The following is a 26150-nucleotide window of genomic DNA, read 5'->3' on the forward strand; positions in this document are numbered from 1 at the left end:
TAGGGTTTAGCGGATAAGGAATAGTATAGAACTGGGGAGTTGTAGCACGTTGGAAAATAGTGAAACGGAAAAAACAATTAATATCGAATACTCTCCTCCATTAGGTATTTCTGGACTAGGAGGCTGGCTAGTTCTTGTGCAAATCGGCTTATACTTTACAGTCGTGATGGGATTAATTAATTTTTTTCAGTACTCATTGCCAGCACTTGGTACGTTGAATGGTGGAGAATTTACTTCAAAAAGCTCAGAATATTATCATGTTTTATGGGGACCCATTATCGTCTTTGAATCGTTATTTGGGATTTTAAATGTGTTATTCATTGGATACATATTGATGCAGTTTTATCAAAAAAGATCAATTTTACCACGCTTAATGATTATTTTTTATAGCATCAGTTTGTTGTTCGGTATTATTGATTTTATATTGTTGTATCAGATACCTTTGCTGCGTGAGACTGAGGATGGCAGCTCGATTAGTGATCTTATTCGTTCGATTATAACCTGTGCAATATGGATTTCTTATTTTATAAGATCCAAAAGAGTTAAAAATACTTTTATTAGATAACTTTATAAAAAGCATCGAATAAAGCTGGGAACTCCTTTCAAAGAGCCCGGCTTTTTTTATGTACAGATAAGCTTAACACTTTCAATCAACATTCGGGTTAAAGTTGTTTCAAACACTCCTCCTTAACCTGAATAATTAACCAATGGAATGACAAAACATAATCGAATACATTCATCTATTATTTACAATGACGTTTTTTATGGCAAAATGGTTAAATGCGATTCACTGTTTTTTTGAAAAGTGTCGCTTTAAATAGGGGGAGCCATATGTACAAGCTGTTACTCGTCGACGACGAGCCGGAAGTGACGGAAGGATTAATGGTAGAGGTGGATTGGGCAAGCTGCGGATTCACGGAGGTTAGAACGGCTAGCAACGGTAAAGAAGCGATAGAGATCATGGAGAAAATGGAGCCTGATGTGCTCATTACGGATATAAGTATGCCTTACATGAATGGACTTGATCTTTCAGAATGGACGAGAAAGATGTACCCCCTTACACGTATCGTTATTTTATCTGGATATGATGAATTTGATTATGCTAAACAAGCGATACAACTGCAAGTGGAATCATATGTACTGAAGCCTTTCTCAGCTGAGCAAATTACGAGCACTATTAGGGAAGTCGCAAAAAGAATGGATGAGGAGCGGGAGGAGCGTAGTAATATCCAGCTGCTGGAGGAGCATTACCGAACAAGCTTACCCATTTTGCGTGAGAAATTTCTCTCCTCATTGATTACTCGCAAGCAAACGCATAACAATATTTTTGTGAAAGCGAAGAAGTATGGTTTGCAGCTGGAGGGAGAAGGTTATGTTGTTTCCATCATAGCGGTGAATCATTCGGATAATGAAGATGAGGAGTCTATGGGGCCAGCCTATTATTCACTTTCGACGTCTCCTGATCTGGATCTAAAGCTCTTTTCTGTTAGCAATATTGCGAGTGAAATATGGTCAAGACAAGGACTAGGTAAAGTGTTTATTCATCAAGATCAGGTTGTATTGTTCTCCGTTAGCGCAGGGGTGGATTCCGAGCCTATTATGGAGCAAACGCAGGATGCTCTGAAAGAAATATTGCAAAGTATTGAAAGGTTTTTACGATTTCCGGTCATGATTGGCGTGGGAACATTTACGCGAGATATTGGCAACCTGAAGTATGCATATGAGGCTGCGACTGTTGCTCTTGATTATCGGCGTATCTTCGGCAATAACATGATTATTTGTATTGATGATATGGAAAAACGCGTTCATGAGAAACTGCTGTTCGATGAGTTGAAGGAACAAAGCTTGGTTCGGACGATCAAGCTAGGTACGGAGAAGGAGCTTGAAGAGGTCGTAAATGGACTCTTTGATGAAATTAGCCGCGTTCAAGCACCTGTACATGAGTACCAGCATTATTTGCTCGAAATGGTAACGACGGTTATCAAATTGACCAAGATGCATGAAAACGAGTCGGATGATATTCTCACTGGCGGCTGGGGGATCTTGAAGCAATATCAAAAGCTGAATAGTCTTCAAGAAACGAAAATATGGTTTGGCGAGCTGTGTTCCAAGGCGCGTACCCTAATTGCAAGCACCAGACATCATACGTACAAGCAAATCGTAGAGGATGCTATCAGCTATACGAAGAGCCATTATCATGAGAGTGATCTTTCAATTTCAAGCGTATGTGCTCAGCTTCATATTAGCGCAGGTTATTTTAGCGGATTGTTCAAAAAAGAGCTCAAGATGACGTTCGGAGCCTATTTACTGCAGCTTCGGATGGAAGTTGCCAAAGAACTGCTGCGCACGACTGAGCTTAAAGCATTTGAAGTTGCAGATAAAGTCGGCTTTGCCGATCCGAACTATTTTAGCCTCAGCTTTAAAAAGTACGCGGGACTGTCTGCCAAAGAATATCGCCATGGCTTGTCTCAGCAGGATAAGTAATGCAGCGCAGGAGCATTCAGTTTATTTTAACGGTGTCGTTCACGCTTTTTTCTGTATTTATTATATTGATCGTAGGTATTGTGCTGTACAGCCGTTTCTCAACAACCGCGAAGGAGAACGCATTCCGCAATTCACAGCAAATCGTCGATCAAGCGAGCTACAATCTTGAAAACTATATACAGATATCATCCGACCTGTTTAATATGATGCATCATGCTATCGGACAGAGCGATGAAGTGAAATCTGATGCGATGAGCCGTCAGTTGGCGTCGATGATGTCTACGCGTACAGATACGGTAACGTTAGCTTTATTTGATACAAAGGGACAGCTATTGCTTGATTTGCCGAACGTTAAACTGAAGGAGTCGCTGCGAGTTAAGGAGGAGGGGTGGTTTCGGGGAGCGATTGCTTCGCCGGGTCATTTATCCATCTCACTGCCTCATGTTCAAAATCTGTACAAGCAGCAATTCCGCTGGGTCGTTACAATGAGCAAAAGCATTACCGTACAGCATGATGGTAAGGAGATTCAAGGTGTCCTGATGATGGATGTTAATTTCAATCGTATTGACGAGTTATCCGAGCGTATTAGCTTGGGACAGAAGGGGTACGTCTATATTTTGGACGAGTCTGCAGGAAACATTGTTTATCATCCACAACTGGAGCTCATATACGCGAACTTGAAAAATGAGAATGTTGAGCTTGCGCTCAAGCATACCTACGGCAGCTTTATTGATGAATCCAATAATGAGGCGAAAATGATCAGTGTTCAAACGATCGGCAACGTCGGCTGGAAAGTGGTAGGCGTATCGTATATGGATGAGGTCATGATGATCAGCTCTGGGTTCAATCGTTCAATGATACTGCTGCTTATCGCATTTGGAATTATTGTTTTCTTATTGTCGAATCTCGTATCACGTCGTATCTCGAAACCGATCAAGCAACTGGAGCTTTCCATGAAAAGTGTGGAGCGCGGTGATTTCGATCTAACTGTGAGCGATGAGGGTCCGCTTGAGATCGAGCATCTCGCTAATCGATTTAATATCATGATTCGCACGATAAAACAACTGATGAATCGAATTGTAACGGAGCAGGAGAGTAAGAGAAAGTACGAATTGGAAGCCTTGCAAGCCCAAATCAATCCGCATTTTCTTTATAACACATTAAATATAGTCGTGCGGATGGTCGGTATGAACAAAAATGAAGAAGTAATCAAGACGATCACCTCGTTATCCAAGCTATTTCGTATCAGCTTAGGCAAAGGGAAAAGCTTGATCCTGCTCCAGGATGAGATGGAGCATGTACGCAATTACATGATTATTCAGCAGATGCGCTTTAAAAATAAGTTCGACTTTTCATTTGATATAGAGGAAGAAGCCTTGTCTAATGTAACGTTAAAGCTGATTCTACAGCCGTTAGTCGAAAATGCGCTGGAGCATGGTATAGAGCCATCTGTCGACAAAGGACATATTGCTATTTCCTTGAAACGCGACGGCAACAATATGGTGATCGTAGTGAGTGACAATGGACTAGGCATGTCAGAAGAGCAGTTAAACAGCATTCGGTATGGAACCATTATTAGCTCAAAAGGATCAGGGGTAGGTGTAATGAACGTTCAAGAAAGAATCCGCCTTTATTTCGGAGAGGCGTATGGACTTCATTTTGAAAGTGAGCTGGAGGAAGGCACGACAATAACGATTACATTCCCCGCTCTTTTACCTAAGCAAATAGAAGAAGAGGAGCGGCCATAATGTCTAAACCGAATTGGCGAATATTGAACTGGTTGCTTCTGCTTTTGGCTGGACTTCTAATCTATGCCGCACTATCTCCCAATACTGGGGAACAGACGCAAGAGAATGCTGGAAAATCGATTCAGCTTATTTTACGAACAAGCAAGGGCGATTACTGGCAGAATGTGGCTAAGGGGGCAGGCGCTGCTGTTAAGGAATATGGTGTAGATCTTTATGTCTCTGCTCCAAAGGATGAAGGAGATATTGAGGGTCAGTTGAAACTAGCGATGGAAGCTCTGGATGCAAAGCCGGATGTAATCGTGCTGGGAGCGAATGCGGATTCGGAATTTGAGCCGTTTTTGAAGGAAGCTGCAAAACGAAATGTTCCGGTGATAGCGATTGATAGTATTTTGACATCAGGCAAAACACGCACCTATATAGGTATTGATAATTACTCAGCTGGGAAGGAAGCGCTGCGCGAGATGGCCGACCAGCTTGGGGGCGTCGGTAATGTTGCTATCGTTGCCTATACCAAGGGGAGCATTAACGGCAAACTGAGGGAACAGGGCATACGTGATGCCATCTCAGAATATGAAGGTCTTCGTCTTGCGGATCGTTATATTTGCTCAGATGAGTACGGCGAATGTCAGGAAACGGTTAGTATTCTATTGGACAAGGGTAAGATAGACGGAATTCTTTCTCTTAATATCGAAACGACAGTTGGAGCTGCATTGGAGCTTAAGGAGCGGGAAGCTGGCGAGAAGATTAAGCTGGTTGGCTTTGATAGCTCATCTGAGCTGCTGGAAATGCTGCAGGAGAATCAGTTGCAGACATTGATTGTGCAAAATCCATTCAGTATGGGTTATCTCGGTATCAAGCATGCGATTGAGGTTGTTAAGGGCGATGAGATTCAGAGTCTAGTAGAATTGAGCACAGAAAGCATCACGAAGGAGAATATGTTTTGGTTAAAAAATCAGAAATTATTGTTTCCTATCGTTCAATAAGGATAAAGATATGAGGATTTTAATAAAAGTGATGAGGATATTACATGTGAATCCCTTATTAATTAGGACATAATAAGCCTATAAATAATTCATTCATCAGGGGGATGACAATATGAAAAAATTAACGGCAGCTCTTATTATCGGGGCACTAGTAGTTACAGCTGCGGGGTGCGGAAGCTCGAACGGAGAGGGAAGCACAGGCAGCTTGCCAAAAGCAGGAGTCGCTATTTATAAATTTGATGATACCTTTATGAGCGGTGTTCGCAGTTCTATCAAATCAGCTGCAGTAGATAAATTGTCAGTGGATATTGTTGATAGCCAAAACTCCCAACCAACACAAAATGATAAAGTAGATTTGTTTATTACGAAAAAAGTAAAAGCAATGGCAGTTAACCCAGTTGACCGCACAGCTGCTGGAACGATTATAGACAAAGCGCAAAAGGCAAATATACCTGTTGTTTTCATTAACCGTGAGCCTTTAGCTGCTGATTTGGCGAAATGGGATAAAGCGTTTTTTGTAGGCGCTAAAGCGGAAGAATCCGGCACAATGGAAGGCGAAATTATCGCTGAGTACTGGAAATCGCATCCGGAAGCTGATAAAAACGGTGACGGTGTACTGCAATACGTCATGCTGAAAGGCGAACCAGGACATCAGGATGCTGAGCTTCGTACGAAATACTCCATTATGGCGATTGAAGAAGCAGGCATTAAGGTTGAGAAGGTAGCAGAAGATACAGCAATGTGGGATCGGGTAAAGGGCCAAGAGAAAATGGCGGCTTTCCTATCTTCCAAAGGCGATAAAATCGAAGCTGTTCTAGCAAACAATGATGACATGGCGCTCGGTGCAATCGAAGCATTGAAATCTGCAGGCTACTTCAAAAACGATAAATTTATGCCGGTTGTTGGTGTAGATGCAACAGATGCAGCTCAGCAAGCTCTTAAAGAAGGCACGATGCTTGGTACGGTGCTAAACGATGCGGATAACCAAGGTAAAGCAACGATTGAGCTTATGCGTGTCCTAGCTGCAGGTGAAACACCGACGAAAGAGAACACCGGCTTTGAAATTACGGACGGCAAATATGTTTGGATTCCTTATCAAAAAGTAACGCAAGAAGCGAAATAGTACGAGAGAGAGCTGGAAGATTAAAAACAGGGAATAACGGCAAATACGTTGCCCTGTTTTTTTTCGCCCAATTTACGGGTGGGCTGGAGAATAGGAGGCTATAAGATGGCAAAGCAGCATCCTTATTTGCTTGAAATGAATGGGATTACGAAGACGTTTCCGGGTGTTAAAGCGCTAGATAATGTAACGCTTAAAGTGCGTCCCGGCACGGTTCATGCTCTAATGGGTGAGAATGGTGCAGGCAAATCTACATTGATGAAATGCTTATTTGGAATTTACAAGCCGGACAACGGTGAAATCTTTTTGGACGAACAGCAGGTAACGATTGATAGCTCGAAAGATGCATTGAATTATGGTGTTTCCATGATCCACCAGGAGCTTCATCCGGTGCCCCAGCGCAGCGTGATGGAAAACATTTGGCTTGGCAGATTTCCACTAAAGGGCATAGCGCCCTTCAGGTTTATTGACCATAAAAAAATGTATCGTGACACGGTAGAGCTGTTTAATGATTTGAATATGACGATTGATCCACATCAGCTTGTTGGTGAATTGTCGGTCTCGAAAATTCAATCGCTCGAAATTGCCAAAGCGGTATCCTTTAACTCGAAAATCATCGTGATGGATGAGCCAACTTCATCGTTAACAGGCAATGAGGTTGAGCATCTGTTCGCTATTATTAATAAGCTGCGCGCGCGCGGCGTGTCTATTATTTATATCTCGCACAAAATGGAAGAGATTTTGCGAATATCGGATGATGTAACCATTATGCGCGATGGTAAATACATCGGCACATGGCCAGCACCTGAGCTTACAATCGATACGATAATTACACGTATGGTTGGCCGTGATCTATCGGATCGTTTTCCTGAACGGTCGAACGTACCTGGCGATGTCATGCTGCGGGTAGAAGGTCTAACCTCACCGCACTCCCATTCCTTCAAGGACGTAACATTTGATCTTCGCAAGGGAGAAATACTGGGAGTAGGCGGACTTGTTGGAGCCCAGCGTACGGAGTTAATCGAAGCATTATTCGGTCTGCGTGCTGTGAAATCCGGCACGATTCATAAAGAAGGAAAGCTGGTTTCTATCAAGTCGCCGATTGATGCGAAGAAGCATAAGATTGCGCTACTAACGGAAGAGCGTCGGGTAACGGGCATTTTCCCGGTATTGTCGGTTACAGAGAATACAGCAATCGCTAATCTCGGTATGTATCAGAGCCGCTTTGGATTCCTAAATGAATCGAAGATGAGGAAAGAAGCCGTTAAGGGTGTTGAGAAATTCAAAACCAAAACACCATCTGTCGATCAATTGATTCGCAACTTGTCAGGCGGCAATCAACAGAAGGTTCTGCTTGCACGTTGGCTGCTCACTAACCCAGATATTCTATTGCTGGATGAGCCGACGCGCGGCATTGATATCGGTGCTAAGTATGAGATTTATAACATTATTATTGAGCTTGCGAAGCAAGGGAAAAGCATCATTATGATTTCGTCGGAAATGCCGGAGCTGATTGGTATGTCAGATCGCATTATGGTTATGTCAGAAGGTCGCGCGACTGGTATTTTGGACAGCGAAGCGGCGACGGAACAAAGTATTATGCGATTGGCAGCACAGACGGGAAAATGATGAGGATTTAAGGAGGTTTACGACAATGGATACAGCTAAAGGCTTGAAATTAAAAAATGCATTTTCGCAAAACGCAATTTGGATTGTACTTATCGCATTAATATTAGGAATTGCTATTATCGATGCTAACTTTTTGTCTATTACTACACTGAGAGATATGCTGGTACAATCCTCGACGCGTTTAATTATTGCGCTTGGTGCTGCTTTTGTACTCATCACTGCAGGAACTGACTTGTCAGCTGGACGCGTAGTTGGACTGAGTGCGGTCGTATCCGCATCTATGCTGCAAATGCCTGATTACGGCAGCAAGTTTTTCCCTAATATGCCTGAGCTATGGATGGTCGTTCCCATTGCGATTGCGATTACGGTCGGCTTATTAGTAGGATTGCTTAACGGGATAATTGTTTCAAAATTTAAAGTACCGCCGTTCATTGCCACTCTCGGTACGATGGTAGCGGTCTACGGTGCGAACTCCTTGTATTTTGACATGGAGCCAAACAACTCGCAGCCAATCGGCGGCTTGCGCAAAGATTTTACGGAGCTGGGTTCAGGAGCTATCGGCAGCTCACAATTTTCAATTCCTTATATCGTTCTTATCGCAATATTTGTAGCCTTTATCGTATGGGTTGTATTTAATAAAACTCGTCTTGGTAAAAACATGTACGCAATCGGCGGCAATATTCAAGCTGCTAATGTATCCGGTATTAATGTTGCACGCAACTTGATGTGGATTTATGCGATTGCCGGCGCTTTGTATGGCTTGGCTGGTGTTCTTGAAGCAGCGCGTACAGGCGGCGCTTCGAATAACTACGGTAATATGTATGAGCTCGATGCTATTGCAGCATGTGTGGTCGGCGGTGTATCGACAACCGGTGGCGTAGGCAGAGTGAAAGGAATCATCGCAGGTGTTCTCATCTTCACTGTAATTAACTATGGTTTGACTTACATCGGTATTAATCCGAACTGGCAGTTGATCATTAAAGGTCTGATCATTGTTGTTGCTGTCGCATTCGATATTCGTAAATATGTAGCGAAGAAATAAGAAATCATATTAGAAATCAAATGAAAAATAAAATCATAAATTAAATCAGAGATGAAGGAAGAAGTGCTGTCCTAAAGGGTCATTGACCTAGGGCAGCTCTTTTTTTGGCTATAATCATGGATTGGAAAATAATGTTGACATCAATTGCGTGTAAGGAATATACTACAATTGTAATATATTTTTAACATTGGAGGAGACGGATTCTTGGATAGTAAAGGAGTATTGAGCAACAATTTATTTCTACTGCGGGCTGAGAAAAAGTGGACGCAAAAGTATGTAGCCGAGCAGCTAGATGTAACAAGGCAAACGATTCACTCGCTTGAATCAAACAAATATAATCCTTCTCTTATACTCGCTTTTGACATTGCCCAATTATTCGAGAAAAGAATTGATGAAATTTTTATTTATGAGAAGAAAAGTAGGGGTGGTAAATGATGTTGGCAATTTATATTATAGCCATGTTAATTGTAGTAACTAGTTTGGGAATTTATATTGGATTTGTGAAGAATGAAGGGAAAGATGAACGAGGAAGAGCGATTCTTTCCATGGCAAGTCAAATTTCATTTATTTTTCTGCTGATAGGATTTGTGTTTCAAATCTTGTATTTTCAATTGGCAAGTCCGACGGTAGAGCAACTGCAATCCATGATTGCGATATGGATGGCTTTCGTGTTTGGAAGTAATGGAATTTCGATCGTGTTCTATCAAAGAAGAATGTAGCCTGTTTATACTCTAAGTGTATCGCTGCTGATCGTTTTCTATCCATTATGTACAAAGAAATGCTTTTGTTTGTCCATTGCCAATTGAGATCTAACGGTATACAATTGCCCATAAGTGATTGAGAATGAATATCAATTGCATCATTAATTGAGCGATATACTGGAGGAATCTATTATGGCAGAGCCATTGGAATTGTATGATGTAACGATTATAGGGGGCGGCCCTGCGGGGATGTATGCTTCTTTTTATAGCGGGATGCGTGATTTAAAGACCAAGCTGATTGAAGCAAAGGATGAACTGGGCGGCCGCATGCTGATTTATCCAGAGAAGATGATTTGGGATGTTGGGGGATTCGCTCCTATTATATGTGAACAGCTTATTGAACAGCTAGTACAGCAGGCAAAGGTTTTTGATCCCACACTCGTTTTCGGGCAACAAATAACCGGGCTGGAACGGCAAGAGGACGGCACCTATATTTTAGTGGCGGCATCAGGGGAAAGGCACTGGACCCGTACAATCATTCTTGCTCTAGGCAGAGGCATCCTTAAGATGGCGAAGCTGGAGATCGAGGGGGCCGAGCGCTACGAAATTACGAATCTGCATTATACGGTGCAGGAATTAGAGCCATATCGCGGTAAGCATGTGCTTATATCCGGTGGGGGAAATTCGGCTGTGGATTGGGCAAATGAGCTTGAACCGATTGCGGCAAGCGTAACGGTCGTACATCGACGCGATAGGTTTGGCGGACATGAGAAAAATATTGAGCGCATGAAGACGTCCTCCGTAAATGTGCTAACTCCTTATGCGCTGACTCAATTGCATAGCAATGATGGAGAGACGATTGGTAAAGTTACGCTTTGTCATGTCGATACGAATGAAACGGAGCAGCTGGAAGTCGATGCGATTATTGTCAATCATGGCTTAATGTCTGATTTCTCCGGGATTACCGAGTGGGGACTTCAAATGGACGATTGGAGTATATTCGCAAGCGGAAAACTGGAGACCAACTTGCCAGGGATATTAGTTGCAGGAGACATTGCGGATTATACAAGTAAAGTAAATCTTATTGCGGGTGCGTTCACAGATGCAGCGCTGGCGGTCAATAGTGCCAAATTGTATATGGACCCGGAAGCGCCCCGAGTGGCATATGTTTCTTCTCATAATGATCGATTTAAGGAAAAAAACCGGGCGCTCGGCGTGGTGGAAGAATAGAAGATTTAGTAGTCTGTCATGCTATACAGAAACAAGTAAGTCAGGCAGCACATCGAGCAGCTTCTCGCGGGTTAACGCATCTCCAAAATTCCATTTTTCTGCTTCTATCACATATACGCGATCATTCTGGACAGCAGGGAGACTTTGCCAGAGAGAGCTGCTCATCATTTCCTCCATTGCTTTCCTCGAATCATCTCTTTCGGGCACCAGCATGAAAATACGGTCTCCTGCGTAGGCAGGCAAGCCCGAGGCCGAGATTTCCATAAATCCTTCACCCGCGTCAAGAACTTCTTGGATCTTATCTACTGGCTGGAAGCCAGATGGGTGATAAAGCGCGGAAGAGAACCCTGACGTTCCCATCACAAATAGACGATTACCATGATCATAGATGAAGACAGAAGCTGTTTCACCCGGTGCAATAGCGGACTGCAGCTGTTTCCACGTCACATCAGCTTTGGCGTTAAATACGTCCAACCATTTATCAGCTTCTTGTTTTCTGCCCAGCATATGGCCTAGCGTGAGCAAACGCTGGTCCAGCGGTGCAAAGGAATTAAACGTTACGGTAGGAGCTATTTTTGAGATCCTATTATATTGCTTCTCGTCAGCACTCGCGAATATTATTAAATCGGGTTTTAATGCTATTAATAACTCAGGATTAATTGGATGACCAATATCCTGTACATCCTTTACCCGATCCTTTAATAGCGAATGATCCAGACAAGAGACACCGCCGCCAACGACTTCAATGCCAAGAGCAACCAGATCACCGAATGTTTCTCCGTAGTAAATAATCCGTTTTGGCTGAGCTGGTATTTCAACATCATGGCCAGTCCAATCTCTCACTTGTGTTTTATCTCGCATGTAACGTGCATATTGCTTTGGTGTCACACCGGTCGTTTGACGAAAACGACGATTGAAATAGTACTCATCTGAGAAACCAACGCGATGGGCAATCTCTCGCAACGTTTCATTCGAGTGAATAAGCAGCTCTTTGGAACGATTGATACGAAGCTCGGTTAAGTAATCCAACGGCTTTTTGCCAGTCAATTCTTGAAAGATCGGAGTGTACTGCCAGTAAGATACATTGGCTAAATGGGCAAGCTTTTTGACTGTAATGTTATGTGTATAATTATTTTGAATATATTGAACGGTGTTCTCGACGGACTGCGTTGAGTTAAAGGAATGATCGGAATGCAGATTATGCTCAATTAGAAAAGCAAGCAGCTCCTGAAAGCGAATATGCTGCTTGAACGCATCAATATCACAGCTTATCTGCCTGCTCGCATATAACTCTTCCGTTTGACGGATCAAGCGCGAGAAGGGGTAAGCGGTCATTTCATAGCGGTCGGAAAGTATATTTCCGATATAGCTTTCATGCTGATTTTTGCCTATTTGAATGGCTGAAAATGTGATCCGGTAGAAGCTGATAGCTGCCCCATACTCATTTTCGATCATCAGTGATCGACCGGGGGGAATCATATAACATTTATCAGCAGTAAAATGGCAGGTACTGTCGTCTATGTGCAAACTCCCCATTCCTTTTGTAAAAAGAAACAGCGAGTGAGTATCGGAAGTAAACGTATGTTCCTCAGCGTTCCAATCCATCGGTCTTGCTATTAACTCAATATCTAACATATGAAAAAGCAGGGAACGAAGTGGAGTAGAAGCTGGTGCATGCTGACTCATCTATACATATCCTCCTAATCAATTGAGAATGACTATCATTTTCATCTATTGTATACAAAGAAAAGAAGCTTTTCAACAATGAATTGAAAAGCTTCTATCGTTTTTCTTTCGTTTTTCTATTGTAATGCGAATTGTTATTTTGTAATCAGGGAAGGCAATTCATTCAACAACCATTCTCTTGTAAGGGCATCACTGCCGGATTTCAAAATATCAATGGTATAAACATGACCATTTTTTACTGCAGGCAGATCAAGCCAGATCTTGCTTTTTAACATTTCTTCTGTGGATTTTTTAGCTTCCTCAGCGACAGGAGTAAGAAGGAAGATTCTATCTCCAGCATATTCATTGAGTAGCTCTAAGGAGATCTGTTCAAAACCGGTATTTGCATCTAATACTTTTTGTATCAACGGGGGAGCTGAGAAGCCGTTAGGTTGATACAACACTTGAGAGAGTCCCGTCCGAGCCATGATAAACAATCGATCGCCAGGATAATAAGTGAAGACAGAAACCGTTTCATTAGGCTTCACACCTGCAGCCTTAAGCTTGCCCCACATTTCCTCTTCTTTAACCTTATACTCAGCAACCCAGCTCTCAGCTTCTGATTTCTTATCTACCAAATCTCCTAGATGCGGCAATCGCTCGTCTAGTGGTGCGAAGGTATCGAACATGATCGTGGGTGCAATTTTAGAAAGCTGCTCAAATTCTTTCTCGTCCGTATTTCCCACAATAATTAAATCTGGCTTCAATTCCAACGTTTTCTCCAAACTGATAGGGAAACCGACATCATCAATATTTTTAAATTGCTCTTCATAAACCATATCATCGACCCAGCTTTTTGCTACACCAACAGCATCTACACCAAGGGCGAGTAAATCACTCACTGTCTCCCCGGAAAAAACGATGCGCTGCGGTGACTTTGGAATTTCGACCTCATGTCCCATATAGTCTGTGTACTTGCGAGTAGCAGATTCGTTCTCTTTCGTATTTTCAGTCGTTTGCTCAGAAGGGGAGTTGGTGCTGCTGCATGCTAATAAAAGGACTCCCATTAAGGTCAATACGAATAAAATCTTGGATATTTTTTTTGCTTGCTTCATTTATTTTCTTCCTCCAGTATGATGGGTATTATTTAGATAATGAAAATCATTATCAGTTGAACCCATAATATATGATTTTATTTTTGTACTCAATGGACAAAATGAAGGTGTTCCTTTTTTTTTGTACAAAAAAATATTTACGTATATCCATTGTCAAACGTATAGCAGTAGCCTACAATTCAAATATGCAAATGAGAATCACTATCATAATTGAAATAAAGGAAGGAAGTTGAATGTAAGATGGTTCGTCGTTTTTTTACATATTACCTACCATATAAAAAGCTATTTCTACTGGACTTCGGCTGTGCTGTATTTGCTGGTCTGATGGAACTTGCTTTTCCATTGGTTGTTAATCGATTTATTGATGACCTGCTGCCAGGTGAAAAGTGGTCAATCATTATCTGGGCTTCGGCAGGGCTGTTGCTCCTGTATATTCTGAACACCTTTTTATTGTATGTCGTTAATTATTGGGGGCATATGCTGGGCATTAATATTGAAACGGATATGCGCAAGAAGCTGTTCGACCATATCCAGAAGCTGTCGTTTCGTTTTTTTGACAATACCAAAACAGGGCATTTGATGTCGAGACTTACTAACGATATGATGCAGATCGGTGAGATGGCCCATCATGGACCAGAGGATTTATTCATTGCGGTAATGACATTAGCAGGTTCTTTTACACTCATGATGTTCATTAATTGGAAGCTTGCTGTCCTTACTTTTGTTGTTGTTCCGGTAATCATCTGGTTAGTCGTCTATTTTAATAAGAGGATGACGAAGGCAATTGATCAATTGTATACAGATATCGGAGATTTTAATGCTCGAGTGGAGGATAATGTAGGTGGTATTCGTGTTGTACAGGCGTTTTCAAATGAAGATCATGAGAAGGCTCAATTTGCAGTTAATAACGGTCGATTCCGTTTGTCAAAGCTGATTTCTTATAAGCTCATTGCCAAAAATGGTTCGATCAGCTACATGATGATGCGTTTCGTTACGCTGTTTGTTATGGTATGCGGTACTTGGTTCGTCATTCGGGGTGAACTGAGCTATGGTCAATTTATTGGTTTTCTTCTATTAACAAATGTATTCTTCCGACCGATCGAGAAAATCAATGCCATTATAGAGAGCTATCCGCAAGGCTTTGCCGGATTTAAGCGTTATGTTGAGCTTCTTGAAACCGAGCCTGATGTCGCAGATGCTCCAAATGCAGTAGATATTGGAGAGCTAAAGCAAGAAATTCGGTTTGAAAATGTTTCCTTTGGATATGAGAATGACTCCCGCGTGCTTCATAATATCGACATGACCGTTATGAAGGGCGAGACGGTTGCCTTTGTTGGTCCCTCGGGATCAGGCAAGACCACATTATGCAGTCTGCTTCCAAGGTTCTATGATGTGCAAGCCGGTGCGATCATGATCGATGGTGTTGATATACGCAATATCAAATTGGAAGCTCTTCGCAAGCAGATTGGTATCGTTCAGCAGGATGTATTCTTGTTCTCAGGAACCATTCGGGAGAACATTCTATACGGCAAGCTTGGAGCTTCTGAGGAAGAAATATGGGAAGCAGCTCGTCGTGCGAGGCTTGAAGAATTGATTCGGTCACAGCCAAATGGCATGGATACGGTTATCGGCGAACGCGGTGTGAAATTGTCAGGTGGACAGAAGCAGCGGCTTTCAATCGCAAGAATGTTCCTTAAGAATCCGCCGATCCTAATACTCGATGAAGCAACATCTGCACTAGATACGGAGACAGAGGCCATTATTCAGCAGTCGCTCACTGAGCTCTCTAAGGGACGTACAACGCTAGTTATCGCTCATAGACTGGCTACGATTAAGAATGCAGATCGTATCATTGTGGTTACAGAACAAGGTATTACGGAGCAAGGGCGCCATCAGGAGCTCGTCGCTGCCGGTGGTGTCTATAGCCGATTGCACAAAGCTCAGTTTAGCAGCTAAAAAGTGTAATTAATGATTAATTCGACTCTCGTTTTAGCAACAATTGGTAATTATATTTCGTTACTAGTAGCGAGGTGAGCTTATGAGCAAGCGAGTGATACTCGTTACAAGTCTAATGCTGATAGTTGCTATTGTAGTGGGATGTGCTAAGACACCTTCTAATTTCACAGAACAATTCAGTGAACCACCGAATGCAATGGGAGTCGTAGAAGGAATCGAAATTTTATTTTTAACAGGGTCTTACCAATGGGATCATGCGATAGCGGATGCCCCTGGCCCGACCGATTTAGTAAAGAACGCTACGGTAAATATCGTAAAACCACATGCAGCTTTAGCCTTGAAGTTTAAGGGCAAAGAACCTCAAACAATAAAGGTAGGCACTTGGGAGAACGACATACTCACCCCTTTAGTTGAAGAGAAGAACCAGTTCATTCTTCCATCTAAGCAAGGAGCCTATGTCTTGGTTGTAAGCGGGGAATGGTCAGGCGATGATCGTGCAGCCTATGCTGCAGTGCTTGAGGTACAAGAGTAAGAAATAGAGTTATTAATTTAGCGATTAGGGCTGTAACAGGTATAGAGCAAGTGACCTGTTGCAGTCCTTTTTTATATCAATCAAACAAAAATGGTTAAAAGGAAAAAGGTAAAATATAGAATAAAATACATTGATATGAATCTGATAAGCCTTTATTATTAGTATAATCTTTCAACATGAGAGACTGCTCTGGCTGCATTTGTACCATATTCGGGGAGGTAGAATAATGAGAAAATCGAATATTATGATTAGGAGCGCAATTGCAGCAGTGATATGGGGTATTCTTATGTTTTCGTATGATCTCTTTCTCTCGGATACGCCAATCAATTATCCAAAAAGTATGACCAGCACATTAATTGGGATGGTCGTATTCTTCCTCTTTTTAAGCTTGATGCTGATGCTGGTATTCAAAATTACGAATAAAAAACGTAATACATAAAAACCTTCATATAAGAATAACAGCCAGCATGAGTAGAAGACAAAGGAGCCAGGCTATGACTAAATCACTTAACCAAAAATTATTTTATCTCGGTGTGAGCTTACTGCTCCTATTTATTTTAGGCGTCATTGTAAAAGGGTACTTGGAAAGAGAAAAAGGTGACTTACTATTAGTCATACATAATGGACTAGGGGACAATCGAGGAAGGCCTGTGGAGGGCCTTGAGGACCCCAAAGACAGAGTTCATCTCATGTCCTATAACCTGCCGGATGAGAGAATAAAGTTGAATGCCGACTTTTTTTATGTGTTGTACAAAATGAAATCAAAAGAGATATTGGGTGTATCAGAGGATATTGAGTCAATTAATAAGATTTTGATGGGAAAGAAAGGTGAAGGTAGGGGTACGTTTTTTTGGTTATAGGTACGATTGAGCGTATATTGATCAATTATAATCAAGTAGCTGCCTATAGTTAGTTAACCTTAGTAAAGCAGCTCTTTCATCTATGATGCTACAATAGTCTATGAAAAGGTAAGCGATTTCCAAACCTAGTGGGAAAGAAGGCGAAGAAGTTTTGAAACTATCTAATATTGCCGTTCAGTTGTATACATTACGGGATTATTGCCAGACGGAAGCTGATTTGGAACAAACACTGAGCAAGGTTAAGGATATAGGTTATCAAGCCATACAGGTTTCGGGAGTAGGCCCCATTGCTCCAGAAAAAATAAAGGAATTGGCAGACGCAGCCGGGCTTCGCATATGCGCGACACATGTTAGCTACGATTCTTTAGTCAATGATTTTGACAATGAGGTACAGAAGCATAAGCTGTGGGATTGCTCCTATGTCGGGATTGGGGGCATACCGAATGAATTCCGAGGCAGCGCAGAGGGCTATTCAACGTTTGCCCAAATAGCAACGGATTTTGGACAACGGCTTCAAGAGCATGATTTGCAATTTATCTATCATAATCATCATTTTGAATACCAGAAGTATGATGGTCGAACAGGAATGGCAATCTTGCAGGAAGAAACGGATGCGGCTGCAGTAGGCTTCGAGCTAGATACGTATTGGGTACAGGTCGGTGGAGTAAATCCCGTAGAAGCGATTCATCAGGTGAAGGGCCGCATGGGGGTTATTCACTTAAAAGATTTGGAAATAGTTGATTCTAATCCGGTATTTGCTGAAATTGGGGAAGGCAACCTGAACTTTCAAGCTATTATTGAGGCTTGCAGGGAAACTGGCGTAGAATGGTACGTCGTGGAGCAGGACGTTTGCAGGAGAGATCCCTTTGAAAGCTTGGCTATTAGCTTCCGCAATTTACAAAAATATTTATAACGATAATTAACTTATTTAAGCCCTCATCTTATGGCTCAGGTGGGGGTTATTTTAATTTCCTGCCATTAATTAGTTTGGAATATATTAGGCATTAGACAAAGATATGTTTCTATGATATGGTGTATTGAACCTATAGGCATTCCACTCATTTCGAGTGGGGTGCCTTCGCGTATATTTAAGGGTAAATTTTACATTAAATGTCTTGTGCCGCAATCGGCAGAGCATGGAGGTGGTGATGCTATGTTTCTTTTTATATCCCCGTTATGGGGAGTTTGTGCGACTAAAACTAGAACGCAAATATGGATAATTGAAAAGGAGCGAGTAGAACATGACGACATGTTTACAAGCAGAGACACGGGAACATTTAAATTCATCAGGACTTAGAAATTTGCGCAAAGGCGGCCGCTTGCCGGGCATCGTTTTTGGGAAAAATACGGAAAACGAAATGATTCATATTTCAACAATAGATTTTCAAAAATGGTTGAGACAAGGGGCTTCTGGTTTTATTGAATTGCAGCTCGAAGGGAAAGCATCCTTGTCCGTGTTGCTTGAGGATATGCAGCGTGATCCTGTAACGCGTGATTTACTGCATATCGACTTCCAGCAAGTACAGACTAATGAAGTCGTGCTGACGAAGATTCCTGTTAAGCTCAAAGGTACACCGATTGGCACCAAAGAGGGTGGAATCGTGCAAATTCAAAGCTCGTTTATTGAGGTAGAGGCGCTGCCTAGACATTTGCCGACGACGATTGAATTTGACATAAGCCGTATGGAAATCGGTGAGTCCTTGCTTGTTAAGGATGTGGAATTACCGGCAGAAGTGACTGTCATTTCAGGACCAAATGAGCTTCTAGTATCTGTTGTTAAGCCTTAAATCTACTTTTGCGAGAAGCCTGTTCTTATCGCTTTCACCTAACCAAAACGTCATGCTTGCAGCTCACCTGCAGGTGCGGCGTTTTTGTTTTTGCACACTATCGTTATTCAGAATACGACTTATGTGAAATCTTACGTCAAATGTGGTATGTTAGTAGAAATAGCGTTTAACAGGAGCGGTTCGTTAATGAAAGTTAGTATTTTCGATGTTGCCAAAAAATCGGGTTTGTCGGTCGTGACGGTATCCAGGGTACTCAATAATTCAACATCTGTACGTCAAAAAAACAAAGAAAAAGTATTGCAGGCTATGAAGGATTTGGATTATCATCCGAATGCTTCAGCCCGAAGCCTTGCAAGCGGTAAAACAGGCATTATCGGACTAACGCTGACCACGTTGCATGATACGGTTTTGGATGCGGTTGTGAAAGAAATCAATGATTGCTTGGCAGAGCAGGGTTATTTCTTAGCGCTATCGATCTCGCAAGGAGATGAGGATTCATTTCAGCGCTCCATGTTCCAAGAAGATCGTGTAGACGGTGTAATCCTGTTATCGCCTGTAAATGCAGACATCTATGTAATGGAGCTTAAGAAAAGAAAGATTCCATTTGTGATTCTCGATAATCAGCAAAGAAATCCATCAGTTCCTTCTATAGTCGTCAATAACTTCAAGGGCGGTTATGATGCGACAAAGCATCTTATTGACCTAGGACATACGGAGATTGCCCATATTAGCGGCCCCGATCCGTACTTAAGCAGTCGTGAGCGTGAGCGGGGGTACTTATTCGCGCTTGAGGAGGCTGGTTTAAAGCCTTTCCATATCGAGCAAGGGACATTTGGTATTCCGTCTGGCCATAGCATTGCTATGCGCTGGATCCAATCTGGTCGTTTGCCTACTGCGGTGTTCGCGGCGGATGACTTTATTGCGCTTGGTGTAATGGATGCCTTTAAAAATGAGAGAATACGCATTCCTGAAGATGTTTCAATTGTTGGATTCGATGATCAGATCTATGCGGAGGAATTCCGACCTACATTGACAACGATTCGCCAGCCGTTTGAGAAAATAGGGCGGCAGGGCGTTGATATTTTGTTGAAATTAATTAAGGACCCTTCCAAGCGCAATGTGACGATGGAGTTCGATCCTACATTAATTGTGAGAGAATCTACGGCAGCGCCTCGGAAGACTTAATCGTATGATTCGTGCTAGCAAGGGCTTTAATAGAGTTGGGCAAAAGAAAAGTGTTATCAAAAAAGCTTTCAAAGCTTGCTGCTTATGCAGCAACTTTGAAAGCTTTTTTATTTCGTGTGAAAAAGGTGCTCATTATTCGAAATTTGCTAGTTTTTCGACATCTTTCAACCTTTACAATAATTTAAACGCTTAAACTTTAAAATAATAATCGAATATTCTATCACCTGATAATCATAGGAAAAAGTAAGGGATTCAGAGAAAACTCTATAATAAGCAGCTGTTTTTCTCTTTTAATCTGAAGAAAACGACTTTGGAAGTGATTGACAGAGTTTGACTTACAGGATAAACTCTTTTTTGAAGATTAAAGCGTTTAAACTTTCAAAAGGTGAAAAACAAATTTTTGTGAATGAGGGGGGTGAAGCCAAGGTTGGATGCGGGAGCTGTGGTGCTATTGGCAACAAATATTTATGATAGCGTTTTCAAAGTGATGACTTTAAAGATTCATTGAAATTACGGTTTTCATTATGGAAAAGAAAAGAGGTTAAGTATATGCATAGCAGAAGGAAATGGAAAAAATCATTTCATGTAATGACTTGTATGTTACTGACGTTCATGATGTTAACGACTACTTTCTCAAGCTTCGCCGCTGCTGCTGATGAACCGGCAGTAAAGGCAGTCGGGGCTGAGAAGGTTGCGGAATGGATATTCCAGAATGAAGGGGATAACGGTATCTCCTTAGCAACTGGCGGAGCTTATGGGGAGGCTTCCTTGTTCCAAAATGTCGGTGGAACTCTGGAAGAATACAGCAAGAGCGAGAAAGGCCTTAGTTATCAAGGTTGGAGCGGGGACTACAGCAGTAAGTATTGGCTGGCAACTATTCCGACTAAAGGGTTCAAAAATCTAACCTTGTCGTCTGAGCAAAATTCATCAGGCTCAGGACCGCGTGATTTTAAAGTTCAAATAAGTACGGATCGGACGAAGTGGACGGATGTGCCGAATGCTTCTCTAAAAATGATCATTTCATCGTATAACTGCTCCTCTGACGATGCATGCAAATTAAAAAATGTTGCATTGCCAAATGAAGCGAATAATCAAGAGCTTCTCTATATTCGCTGGGTTGTGAGCTCGGGACAGAACACAAGAGGCAATGATGAGGGGATTGGAGGCGGAGGTTCAAGCCGAATCAGAAATATTGTGGTTCAAGGAGAGCGTATAGACAACTCTGCTATCAATGCTCCCATTATTGATGTGGTTAAGTCTCCTAAAGATAACGCTGGGAATGTATCCGTAGATGCTCCATTGACTGTGAAGTTTAATAAGGCGTTCACTCTCGATGCTGCTACTACTGTGAGCATTGTTGATAATGACAATGCTGCCTTAGCTGATGCTGCATTGGAGATTGTGGATGGAAATACGCTGAAAATCAATCATCCGGGTTTTAAATACGGCAAAACGTATACGGTATCTATACCGAAAGCATTGATTAAGGGGACTGACGATACGTCATTGGTCCGTGATATAGCTTGGAGCTTTAAAACGCAAGATTCGCCTTTCATGCCGAAAATGATCAATATGACATTTAACGGTGATCCGAAGACGAGTATTGCTCTAGCTTGGTATACCGACACCATGACAGAATCCGTTATTCAAGTCGTTGAGGCTTCTAAAGTGCAGGGGAATGTATTCCCGGCCGAGGGAGTCATGTCCTATAAAGGAACGGCAGAAGAAATTGAAACCTACGTGACTGAAGATGATCGTGATGCTAATGAATTCACGACGTTTATCAGCCATAAAGCAATTGCAAACCAATTGACTCCAGGTACAGCCTATAAATACCGTGTTGGCAACGGTGAAGAGAGTGGATGGAGCACGATAGGCTCATTCACAACGGATGCAGCAGCCGACCAAGCTTTTCGCTTTATTGCGGGATCGGATTCACAGGCCTCTGAGGAGTCAGACTTTGAGCCTTGGGCAGATACGTTTAGAAAAGCAGCTGATTTTATTGGCGATCCTAAGTTTCTGATCAGCGCTGGCGACTTAGTAGACAATGGGGATTTGGAGGAGCAATGGCAGTGGATGCTGGGCTTGGCACAGGATTCTCTGACTAAAGTTCCTTATGTTCCTGTTCTTGGCGGACATGAAGTACATGATTATGACGGAGATGTAACAACGCCTAATAATAACTTTTATAACCATTTCAACCTGCCAAAGCAAACGGTAGCCGGTACGGATGAAGGTTCAGTCTATTCCTTCGAATATGGTGATGCCCTCTTCATGGTATTCAATTCCCAATATGAAGGCGCGCTTGATGAGAATGGGATAGTGGATTGGGCTGACAATGAGTTCTGGGACCAAGTGAAATGGATGAAAAACACAGTAGCGAAAAGCGACAAGAAATGGAAATTCGTAACTTTCCATAAAGGACCTTACGGTGCTGGAGACAATTCAGCGCAATGGGAAGATGATCGTGTTCAGTTTTACAAAAAACATCTAATTCCAGCATTTGATGAAATGGGGATCGATATGGTATTCGAGGCCCATGATCATATGTATATGAGATCATTCCAGATGTTGAATGATGAGATCATTAAAGATTTTAAAGTGGATGAGGATGGGAATGCGATTGACCCGAAAGGGACCGTTTATCTGATGTCCAATGCATTCGGCAATAAATTTTACGAGAAAAATAATCAGCATTATATTGACGAAAACGGCGATGCGCAAGAAATAAAAGATGAGAACGGCAATCCTATTCCATACGATGATTACTTTGCAGAAATTGATGCGCAGCCATTCAAGAAGATGTTTACGGATGTGTCTGTTTCGGATAAAGTGCTTGCTTTTACAGCCTTCACAGCAGCTGTTTCAGATGAAAAGACTGCTGACACAGTTGGTAATGGTTTAAAGGCTTATGATAACTATGGAATCAAAAGAACAGACACTAAGCCAAGCAAGGTCGAGAATGTCAAGGTGAAGCTGGACGGAAACAAAGCGGTTCTATCTTGGAATAAACCTTCTACTGGCACGGAGCCGATTAGAGGATTTAGAATCTATGAGAAGAACGATAAAGTGTCCACGCACTGGAGCGAATATGTTTCAGCAACAGGGGATCAAACGGCATACAGCCTTGAAATTAAAGACATTAATCCTTATAAAAAATATGATTTTATCGTTAAAGCTGTTGGAACGAGAGATAATTCCGATCCAGTTGAAGTAGCGACGATTGAAAATGGGGCAGAGAATGAGCCGCCTTCCGCACCTTCAAGCCTATCCGGTAAGGCTGTATCGCCTTATCAGACGGAATTGACGTGGGCAGCTTCTTCAGGGAACATCGTGGTCGCAGGTTATAATGTGTATCGTGACGGCTTGAAAGTTGGCTCAACATTAAGCTCGAAGCTATCCTATTCTGATACTGGATTAGCTCCAGAAAAGACTTATACGTATGAAATGAAGGCGTTCAATCATGAGGGAATCGAATCGCTTGCAAGTAATTCGATAAGCGTGAAGACGAAGGCATCCGCTGCGGGCGAAGGTCCATTCAAAGCTTTCCCTCAGCACACGGCATATATCGATAATAGTATTAAGCCAAACCATGTCACGCAATCTGATCTGGACAATACCGTATCAAGATTGTATGACGAGTGGAAAACAAAGTATTTGAAAGAAAATCCTTATATGCCAGGTCAATATTATGTGTGGTATGCGGATGGAGACTGGTTTGAGGAAAACGAGATTACAGTATCCGAAGCTCATGGCTACGGCATGCTGATTACAGCCCTCATGGCGGGTCATGATGGGGATGCCAAAAAATATTTTGACGGCATGTATCGTTATTTCAGAGCACATCCAAGTGAAATCAATCCAGACCTGATGGCTTGGCAGCAGGCCGATAATGGTACAGCAATTATTGACATTAACGGTGTGGATTCAGCTACGGATGGAGATTTGGATATTGCCTATGCGCTTCTTCTTGCGAGTGAGCAATGGGGCAATGACGGGGAAATCGATTATTTGGCTCAGGCTAGAAAAGTTATAAAAGCCATTATGGATAGTGAAGTCAATCAAAAGGATTGGGTACTACGAATTGCCGACTGGGCCACAAGCGGTGAGTATGAAAATGCTACGCGTCCTTCGGATTTCATGCTGCAGCATATGAAAGATTTTGCTGTTGTTTCCGGCGATAGCCGCTGGAATAAGGTAGTCGACAAAACCTATAATGTGATGGAAAGTCTTTATAAGAACTTCAGTCCGAACGCTGGTCTGCTACCAGACTTTGTCGTGAAGGATACGGACAGCGGCAGCTTTATTCCTGCGCCACCGTCCTTCTTAGAATCCGATACGGATGGCGATTACAGCTATAATTCATCACGTACACCTTGGCGGATTGGAACAGACTACCTCATAACAGGGGAAAAACGGGCAAAAGAGCAGTTAACTACATTAAATACGTGGATTCGTAAAACAACCAATAATGACCCGGAAAATATGTTGGCTGGCTATAAGTTGGATGGATCGGAAGCGATAGCTGATTATCAGGATATCACCTTCTCTGCTCCATTAATGGTCAGTGCTATGATCGATTCTTCCAATCAAGAGTGGCTTAATAAACTATGGGACTATAATGCTGCTGTTAAGACGGAAGAGGATCTTTATTTCGGCAACAATCTTCGTTTGCTCAGCATGATTGTCGTATCTGGCAACTGGTGGACACCGACCATCGTTGATGCGGAAGGTCCTTCTGATCCTACTAATCTAAAAGCAGAAGCCGTATCCAGCTCTCAAATTAATTTGACATGGTCTCCATCTACTGACAATTTGGGAGTAGCAGGCTATAAGGTTTTCCGCAATGGAACTGAGCTTGCAACGACAACGCAAACATCCTACAGTGATGCTGGATTAAGTGCGGGAACAGCTTATCAGTATTATATAATCGCATTTGATAAAGCGAATAATTTCTCAAAGGCTAGTCATGCGAGAAACATTACTACCCCTAGCGCTCCAACTGGGAATACTGGCGGAACAGTCGTGACTGAGGTTGTATCCACAGAAGGTAAAGCAACCATACCTGCTGGTTATTCGGCAAAGGTAAGCCTAGGTGAGAAGATCAAAGTCATTATTCCAGCAGGATCAACGGAGCAGCAGATTCTACTGACCATTGAAGAGCTGTTGGATACGACAAAGCTATTCTCGAAGGAAGAACTTCCTCTTAGCTCGGTATTTGAGGTCCTGAAAGATTCTTCCGGCAAGTTCAGCAAGCGTGTTACTCTTGTCTTTGAATTCAATCCAGCGCTGTTGAAAGAGAATCAAACAGCAGGTGTGTTCTACTTCGATGAGGCAGCGAAGAAATGGGTATTCATTGGCGGTAAGGTGAGCGGCAATAAAATTGAGGTTGAGGTTGATCACTTCACGAAATTTGCTGTACTAGCAGTGAGTAAGTCTCAAGTGAGCTTCAAGGATATTGAAGGTCACTGGGCTCAATTAAATATTCAAAAAGCAGCTGCAGAAGGCTTTGTGAACGGCTATACAGACGGTACGTTTAAGCCGAATCTTTCGGTAACACGTGCGGAGTTTGCTGTTATGCTGATGCAAATGCTGAAGCCGCAAACAAACGGCAGTGAGCTGCAATTTAAGGATAAATCTGCAATCGGCTCATGGGCTGTCAAGGCAGTAGCACAGGCAGTAGAAGCTGGTATTATTACAGGCTATGAGGATGGCAGCTTCCGTCCAAATGCAGGCATATCAAGAGCAGAGATGGTTGTCATGATTGCCAAGGTTGCCGGTATTGACGCAGACGCGACCGGTAAAACAGGCTTTGCTGATGACAGTGCTATACCTGCATGGGCTAAGAAAGCAGCCGAAACAGCGAAGAAGCTTGGCATCATACAGGGACGCAGCGGTAATGTATTTGCACCAAATGGCGTTGCCACTCGTGCTGAAGCGGTTACCATGCTCTTGAAATTGAAAGAAATAACAGAGAAATAAGACCGATTTATACAATTGCTTTTTCCTTGCCTTGGAGCCGTCTTGTGAGGCGGCTCCATCTCTTTTTTTTATACAAAAGATGGTTGCACAGAAACAAATTATGGTATACAATCTTCTTAAAGTTTAACCGC

At 42.4% G+C, this 26150-nt stretch carries 20 protein-coding genes; 18 read left to right on the forward strand and 2 right to left on the reverse strand.

Features of this window, described 5'->3' with window-relative positions:
• Positions 1 to 49: 49 nt before the first annotated feature.
• From AC0YOD_RS13530 to AC0YOD_RS13575, 10 genes are all read left to right on the forward strand, one after another.
• Positions 50 to 565 (forward strand): DUF2569 domain-containing protein, encoded by a 516-nt coding sequence (locus AC0YOD_RS13530; RefSeq protein WP_475799820.1) that lies wholly within the window; start codon positions 50 to 52, stop codon positions 563 to 565.
• A 266-nt stretch (positions 566 to 831) separates the two neighbouring features.
• Entirely contained in the window at positions 832 to 2484 is a 1653-nt protein-coding gene (locus AC0YOD_RS13535) for a response regulator (RefSeq protein ID WP_475799821.1), read from the forward strand.
• Entirely contained in the window at positions 2484 to 4232 is a 1749-nt protein-coding gene (locus AC0YOD_RS13540) for a cache domain-containing sensor histidine kinase (RefSeq protein ID WP_475799822.1), read from the forward strand. Before AC0YOD_RS13535 ends, AC0YOD_RS13540 begins: the two co-directional genes overlap by 1 nt.
• The gene (locus AC0YOD_RS13545) at positions 4232 to 5215 is read left to right on the forward strand and encodes a substrate-binding domain-containing protein (RefSeq protein WP_475799823.1); all 984 of its coding nucleotides are present in this window, start codon (positions 4232 to 4234) and stop codon (positions 5213 to 5215) included. The genes AC0YOD_RS13540 and AC0YOD_RS13545 overlap by 1 nt, the downstream gene beginning before the upstream one ends.
• Before the next feature lie 112 nt (positions 5216 to 5327).
• Positions 5328 to 6338, forward strand: coding sequence for a galactose ABC transporter substrate-binding protein (locus AC0YOD_RS13550; protein WP_475799824.1), 1011 nt, complete (start codon positions 5328 to 5330; stop codon positions 6336 to 6338).
• A 105-nt stretch (positions 6339 to 6443) separates the two neighbouring features.
• Positions 6444 to 7964 (forward strand): sugar ABC transporter ATP-binding protein, encoded by a 1521-nt coding sequence (locus AC0YOD_RS13555; RefSeq protein WP_475799825.1) that lies wholly within the window; start codon positions 6444 to 6446, stop codon positions 7962 to 7964.
• A 25-nt stretch (positions 7965 to 7989) separates the two neighbouring features.
• Positions 7990 to 9006 (forward strand): galactose/methyl galactoside ABC transporter permease MglC, encoded by a 1017-nt coding sequence (mglC, locus tag AC0YOD_RS13560; RefSeq protein WP_475799826.1) that lies wholly within the window; start codon positions 7990 to 7992, stop codon positions 9004 to 9006.
• A 204-nt stretch (positions 9007 to 9210) separates the two neighbouring features.
• Positions 9211 to 9441: a helix-turn-helix transcriptional regulator gene (locus AC0YOD_RS13565; protein ID WP_475799827.1), complete on the forward strand. Its 231-nt coding sequence runs from the start codon at positions 9211 to 9213 to the stop codon at positions 9439 to 9441.
• The gene (locus AC0YOD_RS13570; RefSeq protein WP_475799828.1) at positions 9441 to 9725 is read left to right on the forward strand and encodes a hypothetical protein; all 285 of its coding nucleotides are present in this window, start codon (positions 9441 to 9443) and stop codon (positions 9723 to 9725) included. Before AC0YOD_RS13565 ends, AC0YOD_RS13570 begins: the two co-directional genes overlap by 1 nt.
• A gap of 174 nt (positions 9726 to 9899) precedes the next feature.
• Positions 9900 to 10937: an NAD(P)/FAD-dependent oxidoreductase gene (locus tag AC0YOD_RS13575; protein WP_475799829.1), complete on the forward strand. Its 1038-nt coding sequence runs from the start codon at positions 9900 to 9902 to the stop codon at positions 10935 to 10937.
• Positions 10938 to 10958: 21 nt separating this feature from the next.
• On the opposite strand, the gene AC0YOD_RS13580 is transcribed toward AC0YOD_RS13575, so the two are convergent.
• Together AC0YOD_RS13580 and AC0YOD_RS13585 are read right to left on the reverse strand one after the other, a co-directional pair.
• On the reverse strand, positions 10959 to 12623 hold the full coding sequence (locus AC0YOD_RS13580; RefSeq protein WP_475799830.1) for an ABC transporter substrate-binding protein: 1665 nt from the start codon (positions 12621 to 12623) through the stop codon (positions 10959 to 10961).
• A 134-nt stretch (positions 12624 to 12757) separates the two neighbouring features.
• Complete coding sequence (locus AC0YOD_RS13585; protein ID WP_475799831.1) at positions 12758 to 13717, reverse strand: ABC transporter substrate-binding protein; 960 nt, start codon at positions 13715 to 13717, stop codon at positions 12758 to 12760.
• Positions 13718 to 13957: 240 nt separating this feature from the next.
• Between AC0YOD_RS13585 and AC0YOD_RS13590 the strand changes: the two genes are divergently transcribed.
• From AC0YOD_RS13590 to AC0YOD_RS13625, 8 genes are all read left to right on the forward strand, one after another.
• Positions 13958 to 15673 (forward strand): ABC transporter ATP-binding protein, encoded by a 1716-nt coding sequence (locus tag AC0YOD_RS13590; RefSeq protein WP_475799832.1) that lies wholly within the window; start codon positions 13958 to 13960, stop codon positions 15671 to 15673.
• Between the two features lie 82 nt (positions 15674 to 15755).
• The gene (locus AC0YOD_RS13595; RefSeq protein ID WP_475799833.1) at positions 15756 to 16205 is read left to right on the forward strand and encodes a hypothetical protein; all 450 of its coding nucleotides are present in this window, start codon (positions 15756 to 15758) and stop codon (positions 16203 to 16205) included.
• 226 nt (positions 16206 to 16431) lie between these two features.
• Complete coding sequence (locus AC0YOD_RS13600; protein ID WP_475799834.1) at positions 16432 to 16644, forward strand: hypothetical protein; 213 nt, start codon at positions 16432 to 16434, stop codon at positions 16642 to 16644.
• A gap of 55 nt (positions 16645 to 16699) precedes the next feature.
• Positions 16700 to 17065, forward strand: a complete 366-nt coding sequence (locus tag AC0YOD_RS13605; RefSeq protein WP_475799835.1) for a hypothetical protein — start codon at positions 16700 to 16702, stop codon at positions 17063 to 17065.
• 151 nt (positions 17066 to 17216) lie between these two features.
• Positions 17217 to 17978, forward strand: a complete 762-nt coding sequence (locus tag AC0YOD_RS13610; RefSeq protein ID WP_475799836.1) for a sugar phosphate isomerase/epimerase family protein — start codon at positions 17217 to 17219, stop codon at positions 17976 to 17978.
• A gap of 328 nt (positions 17979 to 18306) precedes the next feature.
• Complete coding sequence (locus tag AC0YOD_RS13615; protein ID WP_475799837.1) at positions 18307 to 18852, forward strand: 50S ribosomal protein L25; 546 nt, start codon at positions 18307 to 18309, stop codon at positions 18850 to 18852.
• Between the two features lie 186 nt (positions 18853 to 19038).
• Entirely contained in the window at positions 19039 to 20037 is a 999-nt protein-coding gene (locus tag AC0YOD_RS13620) for a LacI family DNA-binding transcriptional regulator (protein WP_475799838.1), read from the forward strand.
• A gap of 588 nt (positions 20038 to 20625) precedes the next feature.
• Positions 20626 to 26019, forward strand: a complete 5394-nt coding sequence (locus tag AC0YOD_RS13625; RefSeq protein WP_475799839.1) for a glycosyl hydrolase family 8 — start codon at positions 20626 to 20628, stop codon at positions 26017 to 26019.
• Positions 26020 to 26150 lie beyond the last annotated feature (131 nt).

It is taken from the genome of Paenibacillus sp. J31P13 (genome assembly GCF_056269295.1).